Below are 11,283 nucleotides of genomic sequence, written 5' to 3'. Positions count from 1 at the left end.
ATGATTTTTAGTGCAAGCGCGGTAAAGGTTTCATAGCCATTTTTGGAGAGGTCTACTGACGACCGTTAACCGAACCGTATTGCGAGCAGCCGGTGCAGAAGATCAACGCCAGAATAGCTTCTCACATTATCGCAATATTGCCAACGCCTTATCTAGCAAAAGCATGTTCGCCAATAAAGTTGATTGTCCAACTGCATAAGTTACATTCGATGACATTTACTAAGAATCTGGAGGGACAAGCCTCAATACTTTGACTGTGGGTGTTCTCCCAAAAAACATTCAAACAGGAATAAACTATGTCATCCGAACTTCAAGCTGCAACTACTGCTGCTGATGCCCAACTGTCTAATGATCTGCCAACTCTAAAGAAAGGTCTACAAACTGAAGGAGTTAGATTACTGCAACAAATTCTGATTCTCCGTTACAAATACAAAATTACCTTTGACGCTAACTTCGGTGATAAAACTGAGGATGCAGTCAAGGACTTTCAACGCAAGTATAATCTGAGTCAAGATGGAATTGTTGGTGTAAAAACTTGGCGTGCTCTAGGCGCAAATATTGCCTAAGCTCCTTAGCACACTGCTACTGCGCCATGGGTAAAACTTAAAAAAAGCCTGGGATTATCCCCCAGGCTTGCTCACTGCTATTTGTCTTTGCTTTTGGCTTACTATTAGAGTTCCCTTTAAAAATTCCCTTTCGACCTGCTTTTTTGTCTGGGATACGCATTCGTGTTCGCGCTGCCTGTAAAATGTATGTCAACTGCAATAATGCAGGGATGGTGTTTGTTGAAGATCTAAATCTTGTTGGGCTATCTCGCGTAATACTCGGTAAACATTGCCTTGATGCAGGATTTGGTCAGTTTTTTAATATCTTGCAACAGACATGTTTTAAGCGCGGTGTTTATTTCCAGAAGGTAGATGCTCGTAAGACTAGCCAAATCTGCCCTAACTGCGGAACTGAAACTGGTAAAAAAGATCTTTGTGAACGTGTTCATGTATGTTCACATTGCGGCTATACAACCGATAGGGATGTTGCAGCTGCACAAGTAGTCGCGATACGCGGACTTGCAGCCGTGGGGCACACGCTTGGTGAGGGTAAATTCGTTGGAATCCCCGCGACCCAAGAATCTGCGTGCCTTTAGGCCGCAGAGTGTCAACATTCTCTTCAGATAGTTGCATTAGCTAAGATAGCCACCTAGAGTCGCCGATAGGAAGAGAAGACTCTATCTACAGTATTGGCAATCTATCTTAGTTGATACTAATTATATTACCTCAGCAGGAAGAGAAAATAACACGACTTCGCTAATAATAAACTTGCATCACATAAAACAAAAATTTCTCTTCCTTGAGATTCATAACTCCATGAAGAAGCAAAGTTTGAGTTTTCGTGAAAGTCTCATACTTATTGCTTTTTCACAAATCTGTATAGTATGTGACTATCTAATCTTAGCTTAGCATTTTTGGACAACAAATAAATTTAAAATAAGAAAGTCTGAATTATGAATGACCAACAGATGAAAGGCAAAATCAGTCGTGAGAGAGATTATTTACTGCAAAAACTTTGGGATGCAAGAGTCATTGTATCTCTAGTATTGATTGCAGTGCTGGTGAGAGTAGGCTATGGCGGTAATACACTCGCTCCTACACAAGTTGTTAATACATATGATCTTAGCAAAAAAACAGACAATTTCATAGGTGAACCCGTAACGGTGAGAAGCCAACCGATGAAAAAAGTAGGTCAATCGTCTTTTACGGTAAGTGATCAAAAATTATTAGGCGGCGAGCCTGTAGTAGTCATCAACGCTTCGGGTCTAGCTTTCGATTTACCAACTGACAGTGATACAAAAGTTCAAGTTACGGGTGATGTTCGTAACTTAAATATTCAAAACATTGAGCGGAATTATAATCTCAATTTGCAGGACAAAATCTATGAGGATTATATCAATAAACCTGCGATTATTGCTAAGTCAATTCTATTAGCGCCTAGAGTCGGACAAATTACCCAAAACCCTCGCAAGTACTATGGTACAAAGGTTGCAGTTATGGGTAGTGTTGATAATATTCAAAGTCCCGTTTTGTTCACACTCGATGAAAGTTACTCCCTAGGCACGGAAGATTTGTTGGTTTTATTCGTCGCAACACCAAAAAGGGTGATAAACAAAAATCAGACAGTAGGCATGGTGGGTGTTGTTCGTCCTTTTGTCGCTGCAGATATTGAACGAGACTACGGCATCACTTGGGATCAAAGGGTGAGACGACAGTTGGAAGCAGATTACAAAAACAAACCTGTGTTCGTTGCTGACACTATATACCCATAACTAACTCTATCATCTCTACTTGCTTGAATGACTTAGAGTACGCAGGTTTACGAGATCGTTGAAAATAGAGCTTATCCCATTACAAAACAAGGCGATGGGCAAATGCAACCCACTCGTCTAATCGTTTACAATCAACGATCTCAAATCCTGCTTTTGTTAAAGCTTTGTCAACATTCTCCTCATGATCAGCAGTAAAACCAGCTGTAATCAGAAGTCCCCCGTGTGCATCAGTTTGACGCAGCGCACGCTGGAAGTCATCAGCAAGAGCAATATGCATCCGTGCTAGAATATTGGCGACAATCAGGTCAAAAGTTTTTGTATCTTTGATGCTTGGCACATTGTCGATAATGTCTCCACCCATCCAATGCCCCATCTCACTTCCAGATCCCAAGCTTCCTTTCATCACTCTTACCTGCTGTTCTACCCCGTTACAACGTACAGCGTCTTGAGTGGCAACTACCGCAATGCGATCGTTGTCTAATGCTAAGACATTTGCCCCAAGCTTCGCCATTGCCACACTCAGAATACCTGAACCTGAACCCAAGTCTAAGACATTCATGGTGGGGATGATGTACTGCTCAAGCAGTTGAAGGCTGAGAATGGTTGCTGGATGTAAACCGCTGCCAAAACAGAGGGTTGTCTTCAGTCTCAAAGTGACTTCGTCTGCTGTTTGGGATTGATAAGATGCATCAGGAGTAAGTACAACGAAGCGTTTCCCTATCCGATGAATTCTAGAGTTGAGTCCGTTTGCGTCTGTGGGTTTGTCTTCAACCACAGTCGTCTGTATCGTAGTCGTTAGTCCAGTACGGTGCAAAGGCGAGAGCAAATTAACGATTTTTTCTACACGTGTTCTCGACTGGGCATCTAGTGGTAGATATAAGTAAATCGTGAATGTCCATTGAGGGTGCTGCTCAACTGGATGGGGTTGGTTCAGTCCCGTATATTCTACGATATTAATGTCACCAATTTCGAGAGTCTCTGCAAGCAGCGTACGAACCCAATCAATAGCCTCGTGTGTTGTATCGAGGCTTAACTCTATCCACGGCATACTTTCTTTTCTTCCTTAGCGTGCAGCTGCATTGCCTAAAACAAAAACTGACTGCACGGTGAAGCTACCGATCGCAGACAGCCTTTTCATCTTAACCAATGCTAGTATCAGTTATCAGTTATCAGTTATCAGTTATCAATTGTTCCCTGTTCACTGTTAAGCGTTCACTGTTCACTGTTCACTGTTCCCTGATTTAAATCCCCGCACCATCTAAAAACTCTGAAATCACCAAATCACTATTCGACTTGCTATTGTTCGTTTGTGAGTCGCTAACTTGCAATGCGTGTACAGATGACTGCGCCTGTAATTCTTGGACTTGTTTTTCTAAAGCTTTGACTCGTTCAAATAAGGCGCGAATCACTTCTGCTTCCACATCCCGCAGTTTATTGTGAGCCAGAACATCGGCTATTTCCTTAGTCTGACGAGTCACGCGCCCTGGAACCCCTACGACTGTGGTGTTGCTAGGCACATCTCGCAGCACTACTGAACCTGCCCCAATGCGGACATGTTCCCCAATATTAATGTTGCCCAATACCTTAGCACCTGCTCCCACAACGACGTGATTGCCGAGAGTAGGATGGCGCTTTCCTGTCTCTTTGCCAGTACCACCGAGAGTGACTCCTTGGTAAATTAAGCTGTAGTCACCCACCACTGCTGTCTCACCAATCACCACTCCCATACCGTGGTCAATAAAAACTCCCGTGCCAATTTTTGCTCCTGGGTGAATCTCAATTCCAGTCAAAAACCGACTTATATGGGAGATAAACCGAGGTATGAAGGGAATCTTCGTTTGATAAAGCCAGTGCGCCACTCGATGCAAGAGTATGGCTTGAAAACCTGGGTAACAGAACAACACTTCCAGCCAGTTACGGGCGGCTGGATCGCGCTCATAAATCGTTCGCAAATCAGTTAGCAGCATAATTTGTTCCTATCTTGGGAAGTTTATAACAATTCAAAATTCAACAGCCCCTACACCAAAGATCAACAGACAAGCCAAGTGTGTAAGTTATGTAATTAATGAAATCATTTGTAGGAATTGTCTTGGATAATCTACTGCAAATCGATAATATTATGATAATTTATGACTAATTAGCGCAATGTTATTACATCTAACACTCCCATGAAAATAAATCTGTCATAAAATTACGATAAACTTATCGAAAAACAGTAGTATATTGAGTACGGACTTGAATAGCCAAAACTATACTCTTTTGGATCTGTCTTCCAAAGTTGAATACGCGCTGCTAGCACTTTTAGAACTAGCAAGCAACAAGGAAAAAAAAACTCCTCTGACTATGAGTGAAATGACTGCTAAACAACCCATACCTGAACGCTATCTGGAACAAATTCTGACCAGTTTGCGGCGAGCAGGTCTAATACAGAGTCATCGTGGCTCGCGAGGAGGCTTTGTTCTAGCTCGTGAACCTTGGCAAATCACCTTACTGGAGATTGTCACTTTGGTGGAAGGAGAACGTAAAGACAGAGAACCCTCTGTGACTTCCACTTTGGAAAGGGATTTGGTTCATGAGATCTGGGAGCAAGCCAACACCGCCTGTATTAAGGTTTTACACAGCTATACACTCCAAGATTTGTATCAGCAAAGACAAGCTCGCTTGCAGCAAGGTCCAATGTATTATATTTAGACATTCTCGCAGTTACCATATGCAGATAGCAAAAAACATCTTGTGCTGAGCGTAGTCGAAGCAGCACAGCATTAGCCAGACGAATTTTTGTCGTTTGCTTAAAAGAGATTCCCAAACAGTTGGAGGTCGTTTCTTACCGAACCAGTCACTTCTACCAAAGACTCGATTGAAACGACGATGGAGGAAACAACACAAAAAGTAGACTCAAGTTCAATCAGAAAATTCATCCTGGTGGAGTCAACAGCCACCTCACGCAGGAATCACAAAGATTCTAATGATGGGATTTACCAGGGGCTACCATTCTATTCTAACAATGCTTCCTAAAAGGTGCAGGGTGCAGGGTACTCCTGACACTCCACACCCAGTCTCTTCAGTCAACTATGACTGTATTTAATGACTCAAGAGGAATACTAAATACGTAATAAATAACCCCAATTCCAAGAAGTATAACAGCAAGGCTAGAGAGGATGACCAATCGGTCTGCTGGTTGGTAGGTATCCTCCTCAATATCACGGCGTACAGCAAGATAATGCTGGGTTGAAAACATGACTGTCACCAAACCGACTAATGAAAAGGCTAAACCTAACTTCCAACCATCACCCGGTGCTTGAGGTGCAAGAGGAGGACGAAGAATACGCAAGCGGACAATCAAAACACCAAACCCCATCAAGGAAATTCCACTTCTCATCCATGCAAGATAGGTACGTTCATTTGCTAAATGTTCCCGCACTTTATCTGTTGAACTAGGTTTATTTGACTTTTCTTTTTCTGAAATTTCTACATTAGCTTTCATAAATTTGAATGGTAGTCGCATACAAAAGTGTTTAATCTTTTTGATGAATTTGAGTAAACTTTACTTATGCGAAAGTTTTTTTCCTCTTCTATATTGTCTTATGAACTTTTCACTTTTTGACAAAAAAATTTTATAGTGTTATCTTGATAATTGTGAATTCTACTGGTTAAGGAATCACTTTTAGCTGTATTCAACAATACTTTTTAAATAAAAATATTTGCTCACACAACAATTTAAACAAATTGAAATGACTTTCACTTGTTAAGACAGACTTGATATAGTAATCCTATTTAATTTTTTGAAATCGTGCATATACAGATTACCGACTTTTTAAATAAGTCGGTAATCTTGTTGTTCACAAAAAAAATTCAAATTGCTATATGACTCAATTTTTTTCAACTTCAGATACTATTTCAGATGTTCTCCAAAGGTTCCTGTTGAGAGTTAGCAAACAAAAACTACCTGTGATTAAAGTGAGTACGGCTAAACTAGGATTTTCCAAAGTGTGACAGTCAACCAGAATCAAAACACCCAACCCAATCAGAACAAAGGGAATAAGTTGATGACCGTAGCGCGTTAGGGCATCGACCATAACTGGTATACGAGTTAACTGGTATGCTGCATAACACCAAACTGCCACGAGCGAGAAAAAGACTCCAAGGATAACTGCTAAACTCTCCCAGGTACTGCTAGCAAACAACGGTGCGTAGATAGCAATGTTGTCACTCCCATTAGCTATTGTTACTGCCGCGACACTGTAGCTTTGGGGGGACAAAAAGCTGGTAAACCAGGATCTATCAGATTCTTCTTGCTCTGTCTGTGCTTCGGGATTATCGCTATCCTCCTGGTTTAACCAGCGAGTGATACCAATCACAATAGGAGCAACTCCTAGCAATCCAATCCAAGACTGCGGTAGGATGAGACTGCCCAAGAAACTAGGCAGGCTAGCGATAACCAGGACACTGAAACCAAGGTATTGACCCGTAACGATGTGACGACGACGGAAGATTGCATTGACCTGAGAGAAAAACAAAGACAGAATCACAATGTCGTCAAGATTAGTAGCAGCGAAGGCAGACAGCCCAGTGGGAATTGCGGTATATAAGCTCATTTGGTGTTTATCCTTAATTGTTGTGTTCGCGTTTTCTGAGCTAATCTTAGATTTCGTCATCAAACGATGAAGCAATCACCACTGGCAAACTGATTTATATTGACGCTCACAAACACCAATCCAATTAAGCCAATTACAAACGACAGCCAAGTGCCATTTCCCGATAAGACAACAATTAAGCCGATGTTGGATGCTGCGATCGCCATCGTAGTGGGAGCGATGACAGCAAAGGATTGTGCTAGTACTTCTCTAAATGATAGACAGTTCGGCTTTAAACCGTGAGCACTTTTTTTCAGTCGAGTTTGGTCAGTAATGGTCATGTGAGCAAATTTCCAACAGTTGTAGATGTCTTTTGTGAAACTGGTAAACTTTCGCCTTAACAAAGTTCCTCTGCTGTGGCACAGTCTCACTTTATTGCTCCCTATTAGTAAAAGCAAATATTCTTTTTTGTCAAAGTCATAGATTGAATTTATTAATTTTTCGATTCTTTTTTTGATCAAAACTAGAGGTGTAGGGGGAGAGAACTTAATACATTTAATAATTTTTTTAAAGATAGGACAAGTATTATCCCTTTTGTCCTATACTTAAGTAAAAAGGCATAGAAAAAGGCGATGGCAACTACCAAGCCAAGCTCCACCTCAGATTTAGTCCGTGAACTGCGGCAGCACTTCAATCTTTCTCAAGAACGGTTTGCTGCACAATTAGGTGTTTCATTCAAAACCGTGAATCGTTGGGAGAACGGACATAGTACACCTTCCCCAATGGCACTTAAGTTGATTAAAGACCAGCTGCTGCAAATGGGTGTGTCGGGAAAAGCATTATTGAATCAGTATTTCCCAGAGATGGAGCTTGGCGATGACCTGTGATGAGCAAAAGCAGATTAATCTAGAAGACATTCTGATTACGGAAGAACTATCTCGTCGCTTGCCCAAAACAATTGACTTGCAAGCCGAGAACCAAGCCCTGCATACTCTGGCTCGGCAACTAGCAGAATCGCCGCAAATTATGCTCAAAACCCTTGTTGCTGTTGCCAGGGATCTTTGTCAAGCGGGAACTGCTGGGGTCAGCTTACTAGAGATCACCCCCACTGGAGAGGAAATTTTCCGTTGGGTAGCACTGGCTGGAGAGTTGGAGGAATATGAGCAGGGGACAAGCCCAGGCGATTTTAGCCCTTGTGGGGTGTGTCTAGAACGCCGATCGCCCCAGCTTTTTTTGTACCCCGAACGGTATTTTACTTACTTCCAACAGGCGAAACCCGCAATTATTGAAAGTTTAATCATTCCTTTAGCCATTGATGAGCAACCGCTAGGCACGATTTGGATCGTGTCTCACGATGAGCAACGGCACTTCGATAGCGAAGATGTGCGGCTGATGACTAGCTTGGCAAATTTTACCGCCGCTGCTTTAGGTAGCAGTCGCGCCCGTCAAACGGCTGTTGATGCTCAACAGGCACTGCACGAGAGCCAAGCCCAAATGCAGAGCCTGCTCGCAAATATACCAGGAATGGTTTATCGCTATATTGCCGGAGCCGATGGTTCAGATCGCTTTGCCTTTGTTAATTCTGGTTGCCGTGATTTGTTTGAAGTAGAGTCATCAGCGGCATTACAGGACGCTAATTTAATTTGGAACCAGATTCATCCCGACGATCAACCCTCATTTCAAGCGTCGGCTGCTAAAGCTGCCGAGAACTTTCTCCCTTGGGATTGGCAAGGCAGAATTATTACGTCTAGTGGGAAACTCAAGTGGATTCAAGGCAGGTCGAGTGGGTTACGAACCGCAGACGGAGATGCTTGGGACGGCTGGCTGATTGATATTACAGATCGCAAACAAATCGAAGAAGCCCTGCGAGAAAGTGAAGAGCTAAAGCAACGCATTCTAGATAGCAGCAATGACTGGATCAAAGTTTTAAGATTAGACGGGCACCTCCTTTACCTGAATCCAGGGGGGCAACATCTTTTGGAAGTTGACGATTCTGCATCGATTCTCAACAGCGACTGGGTTAGTTTCTGGCAGGGCGAAGATTATGATAAAGCATTAGCTGCGATCGCAGCCGCCAGAATGGGCAACACGGGTCAATTCCAAGGCTACCTCCCCACCGCAAAGGGTAAGCCGAAATGGTGGGATACTATTATTTCGCCGATCCGAGATGCATCAGGACAAGTTGTACAACTGCTCGCTATTTCACGGGACATTTCCACAGCAAAACGCCTTGAAGCCGAACGCCAGCAAGCGGAAATGGCGCTGCGAGAAGCACACGTGCAATTAGAGTCCGCTTTGGCGGCTGGATCAGTTTACACCTGGCGTTGGAAGATTTTCACTGATCGCGTCGTTGTTAACGCTGCGTTTGCTCACTTGTTTGCCGTAGATCCGGCGATCGCGACGACAGTTGGATTGCCCATCGAGCTGTTTATCGATGCCATCCACGAAGAAGATCGCGATAGCGTTTCGACCGCAATTAATCAAGCGATCTCATCGGGTAAGGGCTATGCCGCCCAATACCGCGTTCGGACTGCTAGTGGCGGGGAGCGATGGCTGTCGGCTTGCGGGCGAGTCGAGTATGATGCAGCAGGCAACCCCGTTTCTTTTCCTGGCGCACTCATCGATATTACCTATCTAAAACTTGCCGAAGATGCCTTGCGCCTTTCGGAAGAACGCTATCGAACGTTGTTTGAGTCCATTGATGATGGCTTCTGCATCATCGAAATGCTCTTTGATGAAAACAATACGCCGATTGATTACCGCTTTTTGCAAACCAATCCGGCATTCGAGAAACAAACGGGACTCGTACAAGCAGTGGGCAAAACGGCGCGTCAGCTCGTTCCAAATCTTGAAGCTCATTGGTATGAGATTTACGGCAAAGTCGCACTGACTGGCGAACCGATTCGCTTCGAGAATGCTTCCCAAGTGATGAACCGTTGGTTTGAGGTGTATGCCTGCCGTATTGGAGAACCACCAAGTCGCAAAGTCGCCGTCCTCTTCAAAGATATCACCGAGCGCAAGCGCATCGAAGCCGAACGAGAACAAATCTTGCAACGAGAACAAACCGCCCGCGAAGCCGCCGAAACTGCAAATCGCATTAAAGATGAGTTTTTAGCAGTACTGTCTCACGAGTTGCGATCGCCCCTCAACCCAATCTTAGGCTGGTCGAGTATGCTTCGCAACGGTAAATTAAATGCCGCAAAAACAGCTTATGCTTTGGAAACAATCGAACGCAACGCTAAGCTACAGGTACAACTGATTGAGGATTTGTTGGATGTCTCTCGCATATTGCGTGGCAAACTCAGTCTCAACATGGCTCCTATTAACCTAGCATCAACCATCACAGCTGCAATGGAAACCGTGCAGTTAGCAGCCCAAGCCAAATCGATTCGAGTTGAGACGGTGTTTGAAAAAGACATAGGGCAAATCCTTGGGGATTCTGCTCGCTTACAGCAAATCATCTGGAACTTACTTACTAACGCTGTTAAGTTTACGCCTAATGGTGGAAACGTGGAAATTCAACTCAACCGTATAGGATCGCAAGCTCAAATTCAAGTTAGGGATACAGGCAAAGGTATTACTCCAGACTTTCTTCCCCATGTCTTTGAATACTTCCGTCAAGCTGATAGCACGACAACTCGAACATTTGGCGGATTAGGGTTAGGGTTGGCGATCGTTCGTCACTTGGTGGAACTGCACGGGGGAACCGTTCACGCAGACAGCCCAGGAGTTGGACAGGGGGCTACATTCACCGTCAGACTGCCGCTTTTAAACGATCAAGGCTTCGGGCATTTGGATGAATCAACTTCTTCATCTCTCATCCAAAATTCCTCATCGCTCCCCCTTGCAAATCTGCGAGTTTTGCTAGTCGATGACGATACAGACACACGAGATTTGATTACTTTTATACTAGAGCAAAGTGGTGCCCTGGTTACCTCAGCAACTTCGGCAATAGAAGCTTTGGAAACTTTTAAGCAAACAAACTTTGATGTGTTGATCTCAGACATTGGAATGCCTCAGATGGACGGCTATATGCTAATGCGACAAATCCGGGCAATCACATCCACACAAGGCAGAGATGTTTTAGCTGTAGCTCTGACTGCTTATGCCGGAGAAATCAATCAAGAGCAAGCGAACAGAGCTGGGTTTCAAAGACATATTACCAAACCAATTGAGCCAGAGGAACTGGTAAAGGTTATTGTTGATCTCATCAAAGCGAGCAAATAAGATCCACAAAGTTTTCATAATACATTAAATTCGCACATGTCTAGTTCACAAAGAATGATTATCTTGAGTGTTCTTTTCTGACGATAATACTTATGCTAATGTTTATTATGCAGTCCTTTATTAGCTTTTTTACAACTCAGTATTTCCAATACACAAAGTTGTAAA

General features: G+C 43.4%; 11 protein-coding genes. 6 read left to right on the top strand and 5 right to left on the bottom strand.

Going from position 1 to position 11,283, the window contains the following annotated elements:
* The first annotated feature begins 296 nt into the window (after positions 1 to 296).
* The 3 genes from AC5590_RS30145 (at position 297) to AC5590_RS30135 (ending at position 2,317) form a co-directional block, all read left to right on the top strand.
* Positions 297 to 566 (top strand): peptidoglycan-binding domain-containing protein, encoded by a 270-nt coding sequence (locus tag AC5590_RS30145; RefSeq protein ID WP_169266959.1) that lies wholly within the window; start codon positions 297 to 299, stop codon positions 564 to 566.
* A 182-nt stretch (positions 567 to 748) separates the two neighbouring features.
* A complete protein-coding gene (locus AC5590_RS30140) occupies positions 749 to 1,141 on the top strand; it encodes an RNA-guided endonuclease InsQ/TnpB family protein (RefSeq protein WP_370460814.1) in 393 nt (130 codons plus the stop codon).
* A gap of 357 nt (positions 1,142 to 1,498) precedes the next feature.
* Positions 1,499 to 2,317, top strand: coding sequence for a hypothetical protein (locus tag AC5590_RS30135; RefSeq protein WP_169266958.1), 819 nt, complete (start codon positions 1,499 to 1,501; stop codon positions 2,315 to 2,317).
* A gap of 79 nt (positions 2,318 to 2,396) precedes the next feature.
* Here AC5590_RS30135 and AC5590_RS30130 read toward each other — a convergent pair whose 3' ends face one another.
* Both AC5590_RS30130 and cysE read right to left on the bottom strand, forming a co-directional pair.
* A complete protein-coding gene (locus AC5590_RS30130; RefSeq protein WP_169266957.1) occupies positions 2,397 to 3,365 on the bottom strand; it encodes a 50S ribosomal protein L11 methyltransferase in 969 nt (322 codons plus the stop codon).
* A gap of 193 nt (positions 3,366 to 3,558) precedes the next feature.
* Complete coding sequence (gene cysE, locus AC5590_RS30125; protein ID WP_169266956.1) at positions 3,559 to 4,284, bottom strand: serine O-acetyltransferase; 726 nt, start codon at positions 4,282 to 4,284, stop codon at positions 3,559 to 3,561.
* A 268-nt stretch (positions 4,285 to 4,552) separates the two neighbouring features.
* Here cysE and AC5590_RS30120 point away from each other — a divergent pair, with 268 nt between their 5' ends.
* Positions 4,553 to 5,008, top strand: coding sequence for an RrF2 family transcriptional regulator (locus AC5590_RS30120; RefSeq protein ID WP_169266955.1), 456 nt, complete (start codon positions 4,553 to 4,555; stop codon positions 5,006 to 5,008).
* Positions 5,009 to 5,378: 370 nt separating this feature from the next.
* Here AC5590_RS30120 and AC5590_RS30115 read toward each other — a convergent pair whose 3' ends face one another.
* From AC5590_RS30115 to AC5590_RS30105, 3 genes are all read right to left on the bottom strand, one after another.
* Positions 5,379 to 5,801 (bottom strand): YidH family protein, encoded by a 423-nt coding sequence (locus AC5590_RS30115; protein WP_169266954.1) that lies wholly within the window; start codon positions 5,799 to 5,801, stop codon positions 5,379 to 5,381.
* Positions 5,802 to 6,186: 385 nt separating this feature from the next.
* Positions 6,187 to 6,912: a cadmium resistance transporter gene (locus AC5590_RS30110; RefSeq protein ID WP_169266953.1), complete on the bottom strand. Its 726-nt coding sequence runs from the start codon at positions 6,910 to 6,912 to the stop codon at positions 6,187 to 6,189.
* A gap of 59 nt (positions 6,913 to 6,971) precedes the next feature.
* On the bottom strand, positions 6,972 to 7,232 hold the full coding sequence (locus AC5590_RS30105) for a hypothetical protein (RefSeq protein ID WP_246162591.1): 261 nt from the start codon (positions 7,230 to 7,232) through the stop codon (positions 6,972 to 6,974).
* 291 nt (positions 7,233 to 7,523) lie between these two features.
* Between AC5590_RS30105 and AC5590_RS30100 the strand changes: the two genes are divergently transcribed.
* Together AC5590_RS30100 and AC5590_RS30095 are read left to right on the top strand one after the other, a co-directional pair.
* Entirely contained in the window at positions 7,524 to 7,778 is a 255-nt protein-coding gene (locus tag AC5590_RS30100) for a helix-turn-helix domain-containing protein (protein WP_169266952.1), read from the top strand.
* Positions 7,768 to 11,118 carry a PAS domain S-box protein gene (locus AC5590_RS30095; RefSeq protein WP_211178610.1) on the top strand — a complete coding sequence of 1,117 codons (3,351 nt, stop codon included), beginning with the start codon at positions 7,768 to 7,770 and terminating at the stop codon, positions 11,116 to 11,118. The genes AC5590_RS30100 and AC5590_RS30095 overlap by 11 nt, the downstream gene beginning before the upstream one ends.
* Positions 11,119 to 11,283: the final 165 nt, after the last annotated feature.

Origin of the sequence: Brasilonema octagenarum UFV-OR1 (assembly GCF_963888615.1) — a bacterium.
Taxonomy (GTDB): Bacteria; Cyanobacteriota; Cyanobacteriia; order Cyanobacteriales; family Nostocaceae; genus Brasilonema; species Brasilonema sennae.
Note: the sequence above shows the minus strand (reverse complement) of the source record. Positions and strands in the feature narration are given on the sequence as shown.

Coding starts and splice junctions, on each gene's coding strand:
- cysE (WP_169266956.1), bottom strand. CDS start 4,284: ATGCTGCTAACTGATTTGCGAACGATTTATGAGCGCGATCCAGCCGCC.
- AC5590_RS30110 (WP_169266953.1), bottom strand. CDS start 6,912: ATGAGCTTATATACCGCAATTCCCACTGGGCTGTCTGCCTTCGCTGCT.
- AC5590_RS30095 (WP_211178610.1), top strand. CDS start 7,768: ATGACCTGTGATGAGCAAAAGCAGATTAATCTAGAAGACATTCTGATT.
- AC5590_RS30100 (WP_169266952.1), top strand. CDS start 7,524: ATGGCAACTACCAAGCCAAGCTCCACCTCAGATTTAGTCCGTGAACTG.
- AC5590_RS30140 (WP_370460814.1), top strand. CDS start 749: ATGTATGTCAACTGCAATAATGCAGGGATGGTGTTTGTTGAAGATCTA.
- AC5590_RS30105 (WP_246162591.1), bottom strand. CDS start 7,232: ATGACCATTACTGACCAAACTCGACTGAAAAAAAGTGCTCACGGTTTA.
- AC5590_RS30135 (WP_169266958.1), top strand. CDS start 1,499: ATGAATGACCAACAGATGAAAGGCAAAATCAGTCGTGAGAGAGATTAT.
- AC5590_RS30130 (WP_169266957.1), bottom strand. CDS start 3,365: ATGCCGTGGATAGAGTTAAGCCTCGATACAACACACGAGGCTATTGAT.
- AC5590_RS30115 (WP_169266954.1), bottom strand. CDS start 5,801: ATGAAAGCTAATGTAGAAATTTCAGAAAAAGAAAAGTCAAATAAACCT.
- AC5590_RS30145 (WP_169266959.1), top strand. CDS start 297: ATGTCATCCGAACTTCAAGCTGCAACTACTGCTGCTGATGCCCAACTG.